18 protein-coding genes are annotated in these 17770 nt (G+C 39.6%); 9 read left to right on the top strand and 9 right to left on the bottom strand.

What is annotated here, in order from left to right:
- Positions 1 to 24: 24 nt before the first annotated feature.
- The 4 genes from QQK00_RS08955 to galU all read left to right on the top strand — a co-directional run bounded on the left by QQK00_RS08955 (position 25) and on the right by galU (position 4118).
- Complete coding sequence (locus tag QQK00_RS08955; RefSeq protein ID WP_284217133.1) at positions 25 to 897, top strand: glycosyltransferase; 873 nt, start codon at positions 25 to 27, stop codon at positions 895 to 897.
- Positions 898 to 1770 carry a glycosyltransferase family 2 protein gene (locus tag QQK00_RS08950; RefSeq protein ID WP_284217132.1) on the top strand — a complete coding sequence of 291 codons (873 nt, stop codon included), beginning with the start codon at positions 898 to 900 and terminating at the stop codon, positions 1768 to 1770.
- 101 nt (positions 1771 to 1871) lie between these two features.
- Complete coding sequence (locus tag QQK00_RS08945; RefSeq protein ID WP_284217131.1) at positions 1872 to 3212, top strand: UDP-glucose dehydrogenase family protein; 1341 nt, start codon at positions 1872 to 1874, stop codon at positions 3210 to 3212.
- Between the two features lie 9 nt (positions 3213 to 3221).
- Positions 3222 to 4118 carry a UTP--glucose-1-phosphate uridylyltransferase GalU gene (gene galU, locus QQK00_RS08940; protein ID WP_284217130.1) on the top strand — a complete coding sequence of 299 codons (897 nt, stop codon included), beginning with the start codon at positions 3222 to 3224 and terminating at the stop codon, positions 4116 to 4118.
- 52 nt (positions 4119 to 4170) lie between these two features.
- Here galU and QQK00_RS08935 read toward each other — a convergent pair whose 3' ends face one another.
- The 4 genes from QQK00_RS08935 to queF all read right to left on the bottom strand — a co-directional run bounded on the left by QQK00_RS08935 (position 4171) and on the right by queF (position 8303).
- The gene (locus QQK00_RS08935) at positions 4171 to 4470 is read right to left on the bottom strand and encodes a ComEA family DNA-binding protein (protein WP_284217129.1); all 300 of its coding nucleotides are present in this window, start codon (positions 4468 to 4470) and stop codon (positions 4171 to 4173) included.
- A 150-nt stretch (positions 4471 to 4620) separates the two neighbouring features.
- A complete protein-coding gene (gene ppnN, locus QQK00_RS08930; RefSeq protein WP_284217128.1) occupies positions 4621 to 5979 on the bottom strand; it encodes a nucleotide 5'-monophosphate nucleosidase PpnN in 1359 nt (452 codons plus the stop codon).
- Positions 5976 to 7490 carry a GGDEF domain-containing protein gene (locus QQK00_RS08925; RefSeq protein WP_284217127.1) on the bottom strand — a complete coding sequence of 505 codons (1515 nt, stop codon included), beginning with the start codon at positions 7488 to 7490 and terminating at the stop codon, positions 5976 to 5978. Before QQK00_RS08925 ends, ppnN begins: the two co-directional genes overlap by 4 nt.
- A 3-nt stretch (positions 7491 to 7493) precedes the next feature.
- Positions 7494 to 8303 (bottom strand): NADPH-dependent 7-cyano-7-deazaguanine reductase QueF, encoded by an 810-nt coding sequence (gene queF / locus QQK00_RS08920; protein ID WP_284217126.1) that lies wholly within the window; start codon positions 8301 to 8303, stop codon positions 7494 to 7496.
- A gap of 124 nt (positions 8304 to 8427) precedes the next feature.
- On the opposite strand from queF, the gene syd reads away from it, so the two are divergent.
- Positions 8428 to 9003, top strand: coding sequence for a SecY-interacting protein (gene syd / locus QQK00_RS08915; protein WP_284217125.1), 576 nt, complete (start codon positions 8428 to 8430; stop codon positions 9001 to 9003).
- A 22-nt stretch (positions 9004 to 9025) separates the two neighbouring features.
- Here syd and QQK00_RS08910 read toward each other — a convergent pair whose 3' ends face one another.
- Entirely contained in the window at positions 9026 to 9310 is a 285-nt protein-coding gene (locus QQK00_RS08910) for a hypothetical protein (RefSeq protein WP_284217124.1), read from the bottom strand.
- Positions 9311 to 9601: 291 nt separating this feature from the next.
- Here QQK00_RS08910 and QQK00_RS08905 point away from each other — a divergent pair, with 291 nt between their 5' ends.
- Both QQK00_RS08905 and QQK00_RS08900 read left to right on the top strand, forming a co-directional pair.
- Positions 9602 to 9967, top strand: a complete 366-nt coding sequence (locus QQK00_RS08905) for a DUF3192 domain-containing protein (RefSeq protein ID WP_284217123.1) — start codon at positions 9602 to 9604, stop codon at positions 9965 to 9967.
- A 116-nt stretch (positions 9968 to 10083) separates the two neighbouring features.
- The gene (locus QQK00_RS08900) at positions 10084 to 10734 is read left to right on the top strand and encodes a GNAT family N-acetyltransferase (protein ID WP_284217122.1); all 651 of its coding nucleotides are present in this window, start codon (positions 10084 to 10086) and stop codon (positions 10732 to 10734) included.
- A gap of 659 nt (positions 10735 to 11393) precedes the next feature.
- On the opposite strand, the gene QQK00_RS08895 is transcribed toward QQK00_RS08900, so the two are convergent.
- A complete protein-coding gene (locus QQK00_RS08895; protein ID WP_284217121.1) occupies positions 11394 to 11699 on the bottom strand; it encodes a DUF3301 domain-containing protein in 306 nt (101 codons plus the stop codon).
- Complete coding sequence (locus tag QQK00_RS08890; RefSeq protein ID WP_284217120.1) at positions 11696 to 12745, bottom strand: DUF3549 family protein; 1050 nt, start codon at positions 12743 to 12745, stop codon at positions 11696 to 11698. The genes QQK00_RS08895 and QQK00_RS08890 overlap by 4 nt, the downstream gene beginning before the upstream one ends.
- Before the next feature lie 125 nt (positions 12746 to 12870).
- On the opposite strand from QQK00_RS08890, the gene truC reads away from it, so the two are divergent.
- On the top strand, positions 12871 to 13674 hold the full coding sequence (gene truC, locus QQK00_RS08885; protein WP_284217119.1) for a tRNA pseudouridine(65) synthase TruC: 804 nt from the start codon (positions 12871 to 12873) through the stop codon (positions 13672 to 13674).
- 106 nt (positions 13675 to 13780) lie between these two features.
- Positions 13781 to 14233 (top strand): flavodoxin, encoded by a 453-nt coding sequence (locus QQK00_RS08880; RefSeq protein ID WP_284217118.1) that lies wholly within the window; start codon positions 13781 to 13783, stop codon positions 14231 to 14233.
- 67 nt (positions 14234 to 14300) lie between these two features.
- Here the strand turns inward: QQK00_RS08880 and dapD are convergent, their stop codons facing one another.
- Both dapD and glnD read right to left on the bottom strand, forming a co-directional pair.
- Positions 14301 to 15125: a 2,3,4,5-tetrahydropyridine-2,6-dicarboxylate N-succinyltransferase gene (gene dapD, locus QQK00_RS08875; protein ID WP_284217117.1), complete on the bottom strand. Its 825-nt coding sequence runs from the start codon at positions 15123 to 15125 to the stop codon at positions 14301 to 14303.
- Positions 15122 to 17758, bottom strand: coding sequence for a [protein-PII] uridylyltransferase (glnD, locus tag QQK00_RS08870; RefSeq protein WP_284217116.1), 2637 nt, complete (start codon positions 17756 to 17758; stop codon positions 15122 to 15124). Before glnD ends, dapD begins: the two co-directional genes overlap by 4 nt.
- Positions 17759 to 17770 lie beyond the last annotated feature (12 nt).

The following is a 17770-nucleotide window of genomic DNA, read 5'->3' as shown; positions in this document are numbered from 1 at the left end:
TTTAACTGGAGTCATGGAGAAGTCTTGTCGGATTTGATTGAATGTATCAAAGCACCCGAACAAAAGCGCACGGAATGTGTGGTTGCTATGTCAGTATATAGAGGGGATAACCCTGATTGGGTCAAAGAAGCTATTGACAGTATAAAGCTGCAATCATTTAGTGACTTTATTCTGTTAATCGTTATTGATGGTCCAATAAGCGAGAAGTTACAAGGTGCAGTTTTCAACGCTGTTGAAGCTGATACACGTATTGGTATTTTCAAGTCTGAAGTCAATCGAGGACTTAGTGCAGCGATGAATTTCGCGGTAGATTGGTCAAAGTCTGTAAATCCGCGTTTATTTTTTAGAATGGATGCGGATGACATATCCCACTCTCACCGTATTCAGACGCAATATGATTTCATGATGAAACATAACGGTGTCCATGTGCTAGGTTCGTCGCTATTTGAAATTGATGAGACGGGTCGTCAAGTTGGCAAGCGAGTATTGCCAAAAAGCCACGAGAAAATTCGGAAGATGATTTTTACGCGCTGCCCGCTTAATCACCCCACAGTATGTATTAGATATGACGTGTTTAATTCTGGAATAAGGTACTCAGAAAATTTGATGAATACACAGGATTATTTTTTGTGGATTACATTAATGAAAGCCAATTACAAATTTGCTAACCTGCGGAAGCCGCTACTGAGCTTCCGCCGTGTGAATAATTTTTATAAACGGCGAGGCGTTAGCAAATCTATTAACGAATTTCGTGCGAGAAGGGCGGCCATGCGTGAGTTGCAAAAATATCGACTTAGGTATTTTGTTTATGCTTTGTCGGTGCTTTTTATTCGAATGTTACCATCTCCGCTGGTTAGACTAGCTTATTCAATTGACCGACTTATTTTGAGACATTAAATGCATTCTGTTGGCGCCATTATTGTGCTTTATTACCCTGATTGTGAGCACGTAGCTAGGATGCTGATTGCTTTGCGCGATAGCGTTGACTATATGATTTTAGTAGACAACTCGGAAACAGCGTCTCAACTGAATCTTTGCCCTAATGCTTATTATATGCATATGGGAAGCAACGTTGGTATTGCGGCTGCGCAAAATCGTGGGCTTAAGCGCTTATTAGAACTGTCATGTGATTATGCATTTCTCTTCGATCAAGATAGTACTATTTCGGTTAATTTTATAAGGGATATGCTAAATGCTTTTTTTAGTTCTACTGATGAAACTCTTGCGGCTATTGGACCTCAGGTTGTTTGTAACTATATTGGTAAAAATGAGCAACCAAAATTACAGAAACCTTATCGTCATGTCGGGAATTTTCAATATGTTAGACAAATCATCTCTTCTGGGATGTTAATCGATTTAGATAAGTTGAAAAAGGTAGGGATGAAAGAAGAAGACCTTTTTATTGATGGCGTCGATCATGAATGGTGCTGGCGGGCTGCAACGCTAGATTATTCGGTTGCGATTACCTCAAAAGTAGAGATGAATCATCAAATGGGAATTGAAAGGAAGAACTTCCTTGGTATTTCGTATAAAGTTGGGCAAGCTATTCGCCACTATTATCAAGTACGAAACATTTTATTATTGATGAGAAGGCCCTATGTGCCGATGTATTGGAAATTGAGAAATTCTGCGATGATCGTGCTTAGACTCATTCTTGTAATATTGCAGGGCGAAAATAAAGCAGCTAGGTTAAAATACATGTTTTTGGGCTTTATGGATGGCTTAAAGGGAAAAAAGGGCAAATTAGGCCAATACAAAAAGCCGGTCTAAATATTGCTTTTTGTATTGGCTGCATTTATTGAGTTATAGTTAATAGATTATTATTAAGTAAATCCCGCATCAGGGAACATTTTGATTTATAGGAAGACAAAATGAAGGTAACTGTTTTTGGTATTGGGTATGTTGGATTAGTACAAGCTGCTGTTTTAGCAGAAGTCGGTCATGACGTGCATTGTGTTGATGTTGATCAAACAAAGGTCGACAATTTAAAAAAAGGCATGATTCCGATCTATGAACCAGGTTTGACGCCCTTGGTGACATCAAACTTTGAAGCAGGCAGGATTACTTATACGACGGATGCTGCGTCAGCAATTAAGCATGGCGAGTTGATATTTATCGCGGTAGGCACACCGCCAGACGAAGATGGTTCTGCTGACTTGAAATACGTGCTAGCGGTGGCTAGCACTATTGCCGAAAATATGGACTCGCATAAGATAGTTATCAATAAATCTACCGTGCCAGTTGGCACGGCGGACAAAGTAAGAGCAAAAATATTAGAGGTACAAACTGCCAATGATAAAGATGTCAGTTTCGATGTAGTTTCAAACCCTGAATTTTTGAAAGAGGGCGCCGCCGTAAACGATTGCTTAAAACCTGACCGTATTATTTTAGGCACTACAAGTGACGTTTCGGAGAAGAAATTACGAGAGCTATACGCGCCATTCAATCGCAACCATGACAAAATCATAGTAATGGATGTGAGAAGTGCTGAATTAACTAAATATGCAGCAAATTGCATGTTAGCCACTAAAATTAGTTTCATGAATGAAATCTCTAACTTAGCCGAGCTGTTTGGTGCTGATGTGGAGAATGTGCGTAAAGGTATTGGTAGTGACCCAAGAATTGGCTATCAGTTCATCTATCCAGGCTGTGGTTATGGTGGATCTTGTTTCCCTAAAGATGTGCAAGCGCTCGTTCGTAGTGCGACAGGTGTTGGCTATAATGCAAAAGTGCTTGAAGCGGTTGAAGCCGTTAACTACCGTCAGAAAGAAAAATTATTCGACTATTTGATGCAACATTACAATAACGATCTTAAAGGTAAGACGATTGCCCTTTGGGGATTATCGTTTAAACCTAACACAGACGATATGCGAGAAGCATCTAGTAGAGTGTTAATGGAAAAGTTATGGGAGCAAGGCGCTAATGTTCAGGCGTATGACCCTGAGGCTATGGAAGAGACGCAGCGCATATATGGAACTCGTAGTGATTTATCGTTGATGGGGACTAAAGAAGCGACAATGAATGGCGCTGATTGTTTAGTCATTTGTACGGAATGGCAAGCGTTTAAAGCGCCTGATTTCGATGCAATAAAAAGTACGATCAAAGATCAAGTCATTTTTGATGGTAGAAATTTATTTGAGCCATCTTTAATGTCGGAATACGGTTTGCAATACTATGGTATTGGTCGAGGTTTATCAGTTAAAGGAAGTTAAGGAAAATTTATGAGTCAAGTAAAAAAAGCCGTCATTCCAGTGGCTGGCCTAGGAACTAGAATGTTGCCTGCTACTAAGGCTATTCCAAAAGAAATGCTACCGGTGGTCGACAAGCCGTTGATTCAATATGTTGTACAGGAGTGTATTGCAGCTGGACTAAAAGAAATTATTCTAGTTACACATGCAAGTAAAAATAGTATTGAAAATCACTTCGATACCTCCTTTGAGTTAGAAGCAACGCTTGAAAAGCGGGTTAAAAGACAGTTATTGGAAGCTGTTCAACAAATTTGCCCAAAAGACGTGACAATTATGCACGTTAGGCAAGGTGTTGCTAATGGCTTAGGCCATGCGGTAATGTGTGCTTTGCCGTTAGTGGGAGATAGTCCTTTTGCCGTCGTGCTACCAGACGTAATTATTGATGATAATTGTTGTAATCCTAAGAAAGATAATTTGGCAGATATGGTAGCTACTTTCAACACTACTAGAGTTAGCCAAGTAATGGTTGAGCAGGTAGCTGACGAAGACGTTTCTAAATTTGGTATCGTAGATCTAGAAGGGAAGAAGTTAGCGCAAGGTGAATCTGGAAAAATCCATAAAATGGTTGAAAAACCGCCATTAGACGAAGCGCCTTCGAATTTAGCGGTTGTAGGACGCTATGTGTTGTCGGAGAAAATCTGGGATATCATTGCTAAAACACCGCCAGGGGCTGGTGATGAGGTTCAGCTCACTGATGCTATTGATACTTTGATGGAGCATGAGCAAGTTGATGCATATTATATGAAAGGTAAAAGCCATGATTGTGGCAGTAAACTCGGCTATATGATGGCGAATGTAGAGTATGCGATGCGCCATCCTGAATTGGGTGAAGAATTTACTGAGAGTGCACGTAAGTTACTTAGTGCATAAAAAAAGGGAGCTTTGCTCCCTTTTTAGTACCTAATTAAAACCTCAAAACGGTTTAAATTCTAATTTTATCTGAAACCTTTTGCATCATTTTTTTACCGATACCTTTGACGTTTACTAGTTCTTCTTTGGACGTAAATGCGCCATTCAATTCTCGGTAAGCAACAATCGCTTCAGCTTTCTTTCGGCCTATACCGGGTAAAGACATCAGTGTGTCAGCATCTGCTTTGTTGATATCAATAAATTGCACTCGCTCAATAATACCGGATTCATTTTTTTCAAAAGCGACCGCTTGAGAGAAAATTAATGCAGAGCTAGCAAATATGAGTAGTGTTATCCATGTGGTTAGTTTCATTTCAAATATCCTTGGGTGTTTAAGTTCAAATTTTAGTGTTTGTGTTGTTCCACCCAAGGAATAGTAAATATTTTTGAACGGCTAAATAACTGTACTAGAGCCGAGAATTAACGCTTTTTCAATGGGCGTTACTGGCTTGATAAATACCGACTATAAATCTACTCGATAACAAGGGTTATAAGTGCTACCTGGGAGCTTCATTCTGCCTTGATCAACAAATGATTTGAGCAATTTATCCATATGTTGCATTAAACCTTCGTCTCCAGATATTGTAAATGGGCCTTTATCTTGGATTTGCTTAACACCTTCAGCTTTTACGTTACCTGCAACAATGCCAGAAAAACACTTACGCAGATTAGCTGCTAATTGGCTTGCTGGTTGGTCTAAGTACAGGTTCAAAGCTGCCATCGTTTCATGTGTCGGTTCAAATGGGCGTTGAAAATCATCTGGTATTTTTAAGCGCCAGTTGAAGTTAAATGAGTCCCCTTGTAGTTTTCGATACTGCAAAACTTTATTTTTTGCATCTACCAGTTCAGAAGCAACTTCTTGCGCATCACCGACCACAATTTTGTACATGCCCTGAGCTTCAGCACCAAGCGTATCACCAATAAATTGGTCGATAGCATGAAAATAATCAGCCTTGTCAGCTGGCCCTGTAAGTATTAACGGAATAACTTGATCTCTATTTTCTGCTTGTAGCAAAAGGCCCAATAAGTAAAGTAGCTCTTCTGCTGTACCAACACCTCCAGGGAAAATGACAATGGCGTGAGAAGCTCTTACAAACGCCTCAAGGCGCTTTTCAATGTCTGGCATGATGATTAGTTCATTAACTATCGCATTTGGCGGTTCTGCAGCAATAATTGACGGTTCTGATATGCCAACATATCGACCATGTTTTATTCGCTGTTTTGCATGTCCAATGGCTGCGCCTTTCATTGGACCTTTCATTGCGCCTGGTCCACAGCCTGTACAGATGTTGAAGCCTCTTAAACCCAATTGGTATCCAACTTCCTTGGTATATTTATATTCGTCTTTTTTAATTGAATGGCCCCCCCAGCAAACAACCAAATTTGCGGGTTCTGAATTACTTAACGCATTTGCATGACGCATCATGTCAAATACCATATGTGTAATTATGTTTGTTTCTTCTACATCTTGTTCAAAAGAACGGTGTTTACTGCTCATGTAAAGCATGTCGCGTAATACTGCAAACAAGTGCTCGTGAACGCCCGCAATTAATTTTCCGTCTACAAATGCCACTTCAGGTGGATTAATAAGTTCTATTTTTACACCTCGTTCTCTCCGAATAAGGCGAACGTCAAAGTCTTTATAGGTTTCAAATAACGCCTCGGAATCATCTTGTTCGATACCTGAATTCAGTACCGCCAAACAGCAATTCCGGAAAACTTTGTAAAGTTCGGCCGACGTGGAGGTGGCCAGTTGATTTACTTCAAGTTGCGAAAGTTGGCTCATCCAGCCGACAGGGTTTAGCTGTACAGTCTTCGTCATTCCGAATCCTCATGTTGAATTTGATTTCTACCGTTTTCTTTGGCGACGTATAGTCGTTTATCAGCAATTTCAAAAGCTTCCGCTAAGGTCATGTCGTTTAGAACAAGTACCATGCCAATCGATATGGTGACGCTAACGCGGTTACCTTTAAACATGAACGGAAGTTTTGATATTTTTTCTCGCATAAGATCTAGTCGTTTATGTGCATCTTCTGCATTGCTATTAGGCAGTAGAGCAACAAATTCTTCGCCGCCCCAGCGAGCAACGAAATCGCTTTTAAGTAAATTGTTCTTTATTTGCGTGGCGATAACTTGAAGAGTTTTGTCGCCTACAGAATGTCCATATTTATCATTTATCGACTTAAAATGATCAATATCGGCAATTGCGATGCAAATTGGCGACTTAGTCTTTTTCGCAGTATCTAATTCTATTTGCGCCTTTTCTTCATATGCGACTCTATTCGGTAGTTTCGTCAAGCCATCGGTAAGTGCCTCAAGTCGCTGCTCAAGCAGTTTTTGTTTATATCCAGACGCTTTATCTTCTAATTCTGTTAAACGCTTTTGCATTGACTGTAGTAAGGCGATCATTTTTTCTTGTTCGGCACGTTCATCCGCCTCAGATTTTGTCAGGGAGGATTGCATTTTTGTTAAATAGTGTTGTGCCTGTTTCTTTAAATCTTCTACTTTGTTGCTGTCGGTCAGTGCTGTTTCGATAGCATCGATTTGCGCCTTCATGTCAGCGGTTTGTTTTTCGCGCTTTTCTATTCTAATTTTAGACTTTTCAATCGTTTTCTTTATACCTTGATTTACTTTAGTCAAGGATTGATGGATATCATGAATCAGTTTGTTGGCTGAACCGGATTCTTTGATGACGTCTTTAATTACAAAACGAATGAGTGTCAGACAACATTCGAGTAACTCGCTTGGATTAAGGCCTTCATCCAATTTTTCACGAATTTCCACAATTGCCTTATCGCCAGGATTGTTCTTTATGTATGGTGAAAGTAGCTCTTTTAGCTCTTGAGCGATTTGAAGATGCAATTGTTTTTGGTGTTTCTTTTCACTGTGACTTTTACTGACTTGGTTGTTGCTTAAGGCTTTTCTAAATAAACCTAAGGCTTGCTCAAATGTATTAACAGGAGAAGAAATATTACTCTCTGAGGGGGATAAGTTTTGTAAAAATAGCTTGATCTCACTTTTTACTTTTTCATCAATGGCATCAATTTCATTTAGTTTCCTAAGCGAATTTTCAATCTGCGAAAGAGTATTTAATTGTTGTTGCTTTAGGTATTTAGCCTCATTTTTTAATTCACTATTAATTTTGACAGACAATTCAGCGGCAGTTTCGTAATCTGGTTTACCAGATAGCAACTTTTTAATCGCCGATAATTCCTTGTCAATTTTGGGATTTGTGCCTTGAAAGAAATCAGCCATGCTAGCGATAAATATAGACAATTTATCGAGTTGCTGTTTAGCAACCATTAGTTTTCGTTTTGCGCTGTCATCACTCATGAATTACTGCCTTGCCAGTCGAATGTTTGGGTAAGTTGCTTCGAAGTTGGATCGAAATGGGTTGATATCTATACCACCCCTACGAGTGTATCGAGCATAAACTGTCAATTTAGTCGGTGAACATTGCTGCATTATGTCCTTGAATATTCGCTCCACGCATTGCTCATGAAATTCGTTGTGTTGCCTAAAAGATATTAGATACTTGAGTAGCCCAGCCCTATCAATTTGTTTGCCGACATATCTAATTATCACGCTACCCCAATCAGGTTGATTAGTAATGAGGCAATTAGATTTTAGTAAGTGACTCACTAAAGTTTCGTCACTATCGTTAGTATTGGTGCAAAGAAGTGATGGCGTTATATCGCCGGTTGAAATATTAACGTCAATGTCGTCGATGACATATCCGTCTAAGCTACCGATGTTCATCTGACTAAATTCACCTGATGAATAAAGTTCTACATTGACTTGGCTGCCTGCGCATGCAGATAGGTCAGTTTTTACGGTATTTTCGACTACTAACTTAGAGGCGAAGACTGTTTGATTTAAACTATTTAGGTAAAGCTTAAAGGATTTTGATTCAATTAAGTTGGGTGATGTTATAGGCACATCACAGCGGAGAATAGCGACAATGGGTTTTCCTTTAGGATTTAACCAAGAAACTTCATATGCATTCCATATATCGACGCCGTGAAAAGGTAACTCTCCGGTGAGCTCAATGTTATTGCGACCAATACTACGTGGCACTGCTTGCAATATGTCTGATGAATAATTTTCTGGATATTCAACAATTTTACCTAAACTTAAATTTTCCAACACTTCCCTTAATTAAATTGTGCTTGTTAGTTACAAACAATAACTAGACGCTAAAAGTGAGAAAGTTATACTAAACCTAATCGTCAGAACTTTCATCCCTAGCAAAACGTAAAGACATAATCTAATGCAAACACTGTTTACTCAAAAATTCGATCAATTCGTTCATTCTTATATCGACCAATCTACTCAAGACAATAGAGGCTTAATTACGCTTTATGATGATGATTGGAAGTCACCTTGTATTGAGGCTAAAGTGGATAATCTATTGGTGAATGAAAGTGAGGTTGATTGGATTCCAACGCTTAGAAGTCCCAATGCTTCTTTTCAGAACATCGCAGATGCCCTAGACATGACGATACCTGAAGAGTTATCCATCTTGTTGGGGCGATACTTCAGTTTGGATCTGAATGCGCAAACTGAACGAGGTAAATTAACGCTCCTGCAAGCATGGAATGCACATGATTTTGAGCGCTTACAAAAAAACTTGATTGCACACGTGCTAATGAAGCGTAAATTAAAACAGCAAGATACGCTGTTTTTTGCATTGACCGATGAAGAGGATTATATCATTTCGCTTGTGCCCAGTAGCGGAGAAGTCGTACTTGAATTGGTTGGTAAACCTCCCCAAGAAGTATTGGCTCACACACTTGGTGATTTCTTAGATGAGTGGGTGCCACTTCCAACGTTCGTTACCTTGTAGCACCGTTAAACCTGTGTCGAGTTTACAGAAGCTTTTGGATAAGCGTTTCAAGCTGCAATACTTTTGTCTCAAGGTTAGCTATTCTCTCTTCCGTCGATAGTGTTTCTGTTGGTGGACAGTCAACCGCAATATTACTAAGTGGGGCTTCTTTTTTAGGTGCATTAGGCCATTTTTTTAAGCCAGTAACAATTGCCGGTAATGATACTTGTTTCCCCAATCTTGCTTTAACCAGCGCTACTGAAGGTTTTTTGCCTTGCTCGTACAAGTCTAAACAGCACTCAATCACTAAACTAATCTCTGGATGCACTTTATTTCCAATATTTAAACATTTTGCGCAAATTTGCCAAAATTTAGTGAGAATTACAATGTGAGAGCCTTACTAATATAGCTATCTATTTGATATATATGAATTATATTATTTGGTCTGATTATTGATAGTTAGACATTTTAGCACTACAAAATTTGGAACATTTAGATTTTGAAACACTTTGTCGTTTGAAATGGTGAGTTTTCGAAACTAAAGTTGCACCAAATACAATAATCAGCTTTCAGCTCGACATGAAATTGAGCTGAGTTTAACTTTAGTAGGAACGTTAGTATGTCAAAATTAGTCTTTGCAGGTTTAGCTTCTCTTTTTATACTTCAAGGGTGTGTCATTTCAGTGAATGATGACGATCATGATCGTGGGAATTATTATCATAGCGAAAAAAAGCGAGAGCAGAAGAATAAGAGTTATATTGCAACCTTAAGCGCTGGTACAGACATTAGTCTAGTAAAAAGTGCTTTAGGCACACCAGATTTTAGTGAAATGCTTATGAAAGAGGACAAAGAATATAAAGTACTCTTTTATCGTACACAGCATGTGCATAGTGATGGGAATACGAGTAAAGACGAATGCACACCGCTAGTATTCAATAATGGAGAGTTGGTAGGTTACGGTGATACGGCTATTCAGCACTTATAAATTGAGCCCTGCAAATGTAAAAAAAATGTAAAACAATTTACAAGTGCTTCATTTATCTACTACACTGGTCATTCTTAATTGCAATTTTGTGCAACAAACAACAATTGGACAGTAGAATGGCCACTTCAGTTTATCAACCAGATGTAGAGCATATAACTTTTTCTTATCTTTCCGCTGAAGATTTGAGTGTTGCAGCATCAATACTGTATAACGCTTATTTTGATGACCCGTTATTCACTGATATTTTTAACGCTGATAAAGAAGGTTATGAAGCACGCTTGCGCTCTGCAATTCGTGAAGAAGTGAATACTTTTTGGGATGCTCAGCAGCCCTTGGTTGGATTATATGAAGATGACCGTCTACTGGCAGTCAGTTGCTTAATTAGCCCTGATGCCGCTTTTGGCGCTGGTCGCTTTTGGCATTGGCGTTTGAAGATGCTACTAACGGCAGGGTATTTTGGTACTAAGCAAATGATAGCCAAAGAAGAAAAAGTCAGAGAGCAAATACCTGCTGAGAATTACCACATGTTGTCTTTGATAGGCGTTCACCCTGATTATCAGGATATTGGACTAGGTCATATGCTTATGAGTGCAATCCTTGGCGTATTGGAAGATGACCCGTCATCTGAAGGGATTGGTGTACTCGTTACTGTTGATAAATGTAAGTCATTTTTTGTTGATGCAGCCTTTAGCGGCGTTGCAAATATCTCTGTTGGTAATATCACAGGTAATGTTATGTTTCGTCCTAGAAAGCTAACTTCCAAATAGCCGCAAAGCGTTGTAAGAAATGTCTTACAACGCTGTCTAATATATCTGTAAATTGTTTACAATTTTTTCTCAGTAAAAATGTCTATTTCTATATAAAACATACATTTACCAGGTATTCTATACTTAAGTATAGATCATGTTAATGCTAAATAATTAAAATAACTTACCGATACAGTATTCGATTGGGTATTCTAATCCTGCCTTACGGAACTTCAGGAAGAAGTATGAGGCAGTAGCGATTAAGGATAATCGTAGTACGGATACTAAGGACAACTTCAGGATGAAGTTAATTTGTTTCAGGGAACTTCAGGACGACGTAAGAAACATAATCGGTTAGGACAACCGTTAGTAGGGAAGCTAAAGGACAACTTCGGGACGAAGATTCTTATCATTTGGATGTGATGTGAAAATGGATAAAATGGAAAGGGACCTTCACAACGGATGTGTTGCCTGCTTAGGATGAGTGGGAGAAAATGGAAAGGGGCGTAATGGATTCTATCTGGACGATGTATTAGCAAAGGAACGCCGAGAAGGAAGCTCAAAATTCAAAAAGAAAGCAGACTTAGGTCTGCTTTTTTCTTGGATACATTCTTTTCAGAAAAACGTTTTAACTCGCCAAAAGACTTAAATTTATCATATTGCTAGATGCAGATGATACACTACACCACTCGATATACGGGAAGATTAACTTCTATAACCTTTTTCCCTACCGTTTTTACTGTACCGATATATGCCGTTTCTCCGTCGCTGCTAAATGCCAGCTCATATGAGTTTTTCCAGTCAAGCTTGCCCCGATGAATCCCTAGTTTTGTCGACGTTCTTGCTAATGAAATATACTGTAAGTTCTCTCTTTCACAATATTGTTTACTATAAGCAACCGCATATTCTGCGATACCTCGAATACGCCAAAATTGAATACACACGGGGATTAATATCGCCAAAATTAAAATATCTAAAAGTGTCATACATGCCCCGTACTTGACAGTAAGTCACCTATTGCGCTCGCAACGACGTCTGAGCGTTCCGGGTTTCTTAAGAAATCGAGCAAATGATCCCTTACACTTGGTATTTGCACCAAATCACTATATATGCCTTTAAACAATGTAAAATCTGGCATGGCTTCAGCAACCTTTTTCATATACCGTGATAGCCGTTCGCTATCACGTAGTAAATGCCAATGACGACCTGCGATAACGACTAATAGTTCAACGTCGAGCTTATCATTGGTTGCCAAAATATCATCGATTAATTGAGTTTTAATATTTAGATTTCCGTTTGTTAATGCTCTTAAAATTAAAGCTTGCTCCTGAGTATATTTATAAAACAAAGAACCAAGGTATTTACTTAGTTTTTCGGAGATCGATATACCTTCAAGTGTGCTCAATATACAATTGAGTACTGGCCCTGGATATTGTTCAAGGTGTTTTAGCAGGCACTCTTCTATGTCTGTTTGGTCGGCAAATACGATAATATCTGCAATATTTTGCACACTCAACGTTTCCCAACGCTGTACAGAAGGCGCTTGCAAATAGGTCCACGTAGATGAGTCATCTAGTGGTTTAAATGCATCTTCGACATCATTGTCCGCTAAGTATTTCTTAAATTTCGCATTGCAGTCAGCTCTCATTTGCTGACTTGGCGTAAACACGCAGGGGTTCTCGGGTAAACCATGTTTTAGGCGTTGTTCATCGTCAATAGATTTGCCAAGCGAATCTACAACAATCTGCAAAAATTGGTCTCGAGCAGCGGCAACTATTAAGCTGTTTTCATCCACTGGCAGCTTAACGTACCATATGTAATGTTCTGAATTTAGTTTTTTGTTCCAAAACATGATGCAGAGCCAAGCATGTGTTTGACGCGGATGAGGAAACGCGTGGGTGCAATTTTCATATTCAAAGAAGCGTTGATTGTCAACTATGCGAATTCCTCTACTAACATCGAGTACAATATATTCTGTACCAGCATGAAGGAGAAACTCACTGATGGTGGAAATTGATCTGGCTTCTTGCATTAATGTCACTTACTTATTTTATGTTAGGTATATACAAATAATATTCTAACATTTACCTAAGGTATTCAAAGGCACGAAATGCGATAATCCATGCAAATTTTATTTGTCTATCAGGAAATGTTTCAATGTTAGACTTGGCGTATCGCGATGAACACTTAATCGTTGTGAACAAACCTGCAAATATGCTGGTGCATCGCAGTATGGTTGATAGGTATGAGACCGAGTTTGTTATGCAGAAATTACGCGACCAAATCGGAATGCATGTATACCCCTTGCATCGTTTAGATAAACCTACATCTGGCGCGTTGTTATTCGCAACATCGTCTGATGTGGCAAAACAAGTGCAGCCGCAATTTGCAGAACATCGTGTTGAAAAACATTATGTTGCAGTGGTTAGAGGTTTTGTAGAAGTGCCGATGCTTATCGATTATCCGCTTGCTGAAAAATTGGATAAGATGACCGATAACTTGGCCAAAGTGAACGACAAAAAAGACGCGATTACGAAGCTAGCGCCAATCGCTAGTATTCAAATTCCTTTGCCCGTTTCGCGATATCCGAGTGCGCGGTTTTCATTGCTGAAATTAAGTCCAATTACGGGCCGGAAACATCAACTTCGTAGGCATATGGCACACATACGACACCCCATTATTGGTGATACGACCCACGGTGATGGTAAGCAGAACCGATTCGCAAGAGAGCAGCTAAGTTTCCCTAGGTTAGCCCTACATGCACATAGTATTTCGTTTTTTCATCCGGTACATTCTAAGATGGTACATGTAAAGTGCAAATTCGATGATGCTTTTACTTGTTTACTTAGACAATTTTCGAGAAATACTCACGTAAGTATCCATAGCGACGTAGAAAGGAAAATTTATGCTGGGGCGTGTTTGTTGGATTTAATTTCTGATAAATCGATTCAAGACGCTTGATTTCAATCAAGTAGCCTCCATTTGATTAACAAATTGCCGTTCCCATGAAGTGTTGCGATGGATAAGAGAATAGGCGCTGACGAGAGTAAAAAAGGTAGATAAACATATGCGTAAAGTGAGTATTTTTGCAGGATCAGTTTATGGAAACGCACAACAAGTCGCGGAAGAAGTCCAAATTATGCTTGAATCAGAAGGTGTTGACGCCGAAGTGTTTGCCGATCCAAGTGTGAGTGATTTTACTGATGCGGAAGCAGTACTTGTCGTGACGTCGACGACTGGCCAGGGCGACGTTCCGCCAAATCTTGAGCTTTTTTATGATGATTTGAAAGCGCAGTTACCACCAATGGGTCAAAAAGCGTTTGCTGTCGCTGCCTTGGGAGATAGTAGCTATGCCGATAGTTTTTGTGGCGCAGGCAAGCAATTTTTTAAATTGCTGACGACACTAGAAGGTAAGCCTGTAGCTGATTTGCTCGAAGTCGATGCTATCGAAACATTGTCTCCTGAAGATGAAGTTACGCCTTGGGTGAAAACGCTTGTCTCTGCGTTGGCGAAAGACTAAGGTCTTTCTTGTGATGTCCCGTCCTAAAATAAGTTAACGGTTTTTAGGACGGGACAAATTTTAGCGTTTATTCTGCATTGCGTAGTATATCGTTTATGCCTGTTTTTGATAAAGTTTTAGCATCAACACGCTTAACGATGACGGCTGCATACAATGAGTACTTTCCACATTTACTTGGTAAATTGCCCGGTACTACTACAGAGCCCGCAGGCACTCTACCATAGTGTATTTCGCCACTTTCGCGGTCATATATCTTCGTACTTTGACCGATATATACGCCCATCGAAATAACCGAACCTTCTTCTACAATCACGCCTTCTACGATCTCTGAACGGGCGCCAATGAAACAATTATTTTCGATAATCGTTGGGCTTGCTTGCAAGGGTTCTAGTACTCCACCAATACCCACACCACCAGATAAGTGCACATTTTTACCAATTTGCGCACATGAACCTACTGTTGCCCACGTGTCAACCATCGTGCCTTCATCTACAAAGGCACCAATGTTCACGTAAGAAGGCATGACAACCACGTTTTTACCGATAAAAGAACCCGTTCTAACGGCCGCAGGTGGGACAACACGCATACCTTCTGCTTTAAATCTAGCTTCATCATAACCCGAAAATTTCAAGGGTACTTTGTCGAAGAACGTTGACTCTGCGCCTTCGATTACTTTATTGTCATGCAACTTAAAATAAAGTAAAACGGCTTTTTTAAGCCATTCGTTTACTTGCCATTTTCCATCAATTTTTTCTGCCACTCGTGCAGTACCCGCATTCAATGATTCGATTGCTTGTGTCACTGCATCCTTAATTTCTACTGATGCTGTTTCTGCAGTAAATGAATTGCGGTTATCGAAGGCTTGTTCAATCACATTGGCTAAATTATTCATATTGCTGTATTCACTTCCGGTTGATCTAGTTTGATTTTGAGTTGTTTACGTAACAAGATTTTTTGTTCTTGAGTAAGGGTTTCACCATCTGCATTGCTGATAATAAATACATCTTCTGCACGTTCACCAATGGTGGTTATTTTCGCCATTTTTAAAGTAATATTTAAGTCGACAAACAAATGTCCTATTTTGGCCAATAGGCCAGGTGCGTCTAAGGCTTCTAATTCAATTAATGTTGAGCCATCTTGAATATCAAAAAAGCGTACTTTTGTAGGCACATCAAGTTGTCGCATTTGCCTAGACATTCTGCGTTTATTGCTATGTGAGCGCCCTGGTTTGACCAATTGCTGATGCACAGCCTTGGCTATGTTATCAGCTCTAGGTTGTGTGCTTATTCGCTCTGAATTTTCGTCCAATATAATCATGCTATCAAATACGTACCCATCACTGGTAACAACAATTTGTGCATCATGTATGGAACAATTTCGACTATCTAAGACTGAGGCGATTTGCGCGAAAAGTGCAGGTCTATCATGGCAATAAATTAGCAGTTCTGTTCCTGCGCGTGACGTAAAGTTGCTTGCAGCCACTATTACGTCTTTTTCTAGCAACTGATGTCCCCTTGATGTAATGACTTGAGAGTGCCAAGCGATCTGAGCAGGCTTGAAACGAGCAAAGTAGTTGTCATTCATTCTTGACCAAAAAGGCAAATAATCTTCTTCATTTACCTCGAGCTGTTCGAGTACTATAGCCGCTTCACTTTTGTGCGTAACTATGCGTTCTTCTAGCGTGTTTTGGCATTGTAAGCCGTTATCGAGGGCTTTTTTAGTCAACAGATATAACTCTCTCAACAAGCTCGCTTTCCAATCATTCCATAAGTTGTTATTTGTTGCTCTGATATCCGCTAAGGTCAGCGCATATAGCAATTCTAGATGTAGCTGGCTTTTTACTTCTGAGGCAAACTCTTTGACCACATCCGGATCATATATATCACGTCGTTGTGCGACCACCGACATCAGCAAGTGGTTCTCCACCAACCACGCAATCATATTAGTATTTTTTTCAGAGATATTGTGCTGTTCACAAAATACAAATACGTCTTTTGCGCCTAATTTCGAATGATCGCCGCCGCGACCTTTGGCTATATCGTGGAAAATTGCAGCGATGAATAAAATTTGTGGCTCATCAAGTTCGTGTACAATTCTGCTACACCTTGGAAACTCTTCTTTTTCTTTATAATAGCGACGCACATACTTTACTAATCGGTGCGTATGCTCGTCTACTGTGTAGGCATGGAATAAATCAAATTGCATCATGCCAACAATATTATCCCATTGGGGCAGGTAGGCGCGCAAAATTCCATGCAGATGCATAATATCCCAGCCCAAATCAAAAAAATCAGGGGTGGATACTAGTTCGATGAATTTTTCGCGACAATCTTCATACTCGTGATAATAGGCGGATTGAAACTGCCGTCTAGCATTTCGTAATTGTCGAATACAGCTGCCATCGAGTCCTTTTATCTCAGGATTTTGCGCAAGTAGGCCTAAGAAGTTCAATATCGAAATAGGCGAGGGAAAGCAATTGTCATGCTGTGGAATTAGTTTGCCATCTTGCATGCAGAAGTCTTGGTTAAAACAATATAACTTTTTCCGACTTTGTCCCAAAATATCACTGCTAAATCGCTGCAATAACATTGAGTTTAGCTCCGATACACGTTGTACAATACGAAACAAGTGTTTCATAAGTTTTTCAACGGCAGCCTTATTTTCACCATAACCCAAACGTTCAGCGACTTGAGGTTGATAGTCAAACAATAATCTATTTTCGGAACGCCCGGCGATAATATGCAACGCAAATCTTATTTGCCATAGTTCTGAACGGCATTCAATCAGTTCGGCGTGTTCTAATTTGGTAAAATACCCATGCCCAATAAGTGTTGTACCGTCGTATTCTTGAAAATGCTTTTTGGCTACCCAACCGATACTCTGAATGTCTCTTAAGCACCCTGGGTTTTCTTTTATATTTGGTTCTAAGTTGTATGAAGTATCATCAAATTTTCGGTGACGATTGATTTGCTCATCTAGTTTAGCTTTGAAAAACAACTTACTTGACCATGTCCGCGGCCCAATCGCCTTTTTCATCAGTGCATCGAAAGTGTCACTGCAACCGCATAGTAGTCTAGCCTCTACAAGGTTTGTTGCGATGGTAATGTCTGCTTTGGCCAGTTGAATAGTTTCTTTTATAGTACGAACAGATTGTCCAATTTCTAACTTAATGTCCCACAAAAATGTAATAAATTGACTTACCGTTTCTTGCTGTGAAGCGGATAGCACTTTTTTACTCAATACAAGTAGGTCTATGTCTGAGTATGGTTGCAATTGGCCTCGACCATAGCCTCCCACTGCACATAATGACAAATTAGAGCAAGTATGTAACGACAGTAATTTCCATGCATGGCAAAGTAACTCGTCTGTGAAATTAGAGCGAGCGACGACTAATTCATCTGCGTTCTTGCCAGTAAAACTGTTCTCAAGCCATGTATAATTAGCCTGTACAGCTTCTTTGAACGCCTTTAGATCATTTAATGAAGTAATTTCTTTTACGTCATCGATAAATGCATCAACAGCCATTTGCCATACCTC

It is taken from the genome of Agaribacter marinus (assembly GCF_030160655.1).
GTDB lineage: Bacteria > Pseudomonadota > Gammaproteobacteria > Enterobacterales > Alteromonadaceae > Glaciecola > Glaciecola marina.
Note: the sequence above shows the minus strand (reverse complement) of the source record. Positions and strands in the feature narration are given on the sequence as shown.

Bases quoted from the DNA above. Each gene is read 5' to 3' on its own strand.
- galU (WP_284217130.1), top strand. From the start codon at position 3,222: ATGAGTCAAGTAAAAAAAGCCGTCATTCCAGTGGCTGGCCTAGGAACT.
- QQK00_RS08900 (WP_284217122.1), top strand. From the start codon at position 10,084: ATGGCCACTTCAGTTTATCAACCAGATGTAGAGCATATAACTTTTTCT.
- QQK00_RS08895 (WP_284217121.1), bottom strand. From the start codon at position 11,699: ATGACACTTTTAGATATTTTAATTTTGGCGATATTAATCCCCGTGTGT.
- QQK00_RS08950 (WP_284217132.1), top strand. From the start codon at position 898: ATGCATTCTGTTGGCGCCATTATTGTGCTTTATTACCCTGATTGTGAG.
- dapD (WP_284217117.1), bottom strand. From the start codon at position 15,125: ATGAATAATTTAGCCAATGTGATTGAACAAGCCTTCGATAACCGCAAT.
- ppnN (WP_284217128.1), bottom strand. From the start codon at position 5,979: ATGACGAAGACTGTACAGCTAAACCCTGTCGGCTGGATGAGCCAACTT.
- QQK00_RS08890 (WP_284217120.1), bottom strand. From the start codon at position 12,745: ATGCAAGAAGCCAGATCAATTTCCACCATCAGTGAGTTTCTCCTTCAT.
- QQK00_RS08935 (WP_284217129.1), bottom strand. From the start codon at position 4,470: ATGAAACTAACCACATGGATAACACTACTCATATTTGCTAGCTCTGCA.
- glnD (WP_284217116.1), bottom strand. From the start codon at position 17,758: ATGGCTGTTGATGCATTTATCGATGACGTAAAAGAAATTACTTCATTA.
- QQK00_RS08945 (WP_284217131.1), top strand. From the start codon at position 1,872: ATGAAGGTAACTGTTTTTGGTATTGGGTATGTTGGATTAGTACAAGCT.
- syd (WP_284217125.1), top strand. From the start codon at position 8,428: ATGCAAACACTGTTTACTCAAAAATTCGATCAATTCGTTCATTCTTAT.
- truC (WP_284217119.1), top strand. From the start codon at position 12,871: ATGTTAGACTTGGCGTATCGCGATGAACACTTAATCGTTGTGAACAAA.
- QQK00_RS08880 (WP_284217118.1), top strand. From the start codon at position 13,781: ATGCGTAAAGTGAGTATTTTTGCAGGATCAGTTTATGGAAACGCACAA.
- QQK00_RS08925 (WP_284217127.1), bottom strand. From the start codon at position 7,490: ATGAGTGATGACAGCGCAAAACGAAAACTAATGGTTGCTAAACAGCAA.
- QQK00_RS08905 (WP_284217123.1), top strand. From the start codon at position 9,602: ATGTCAAAATTAGTCTTTGCAGGTTTAGCTTCTCTTTTTATACTTCAA.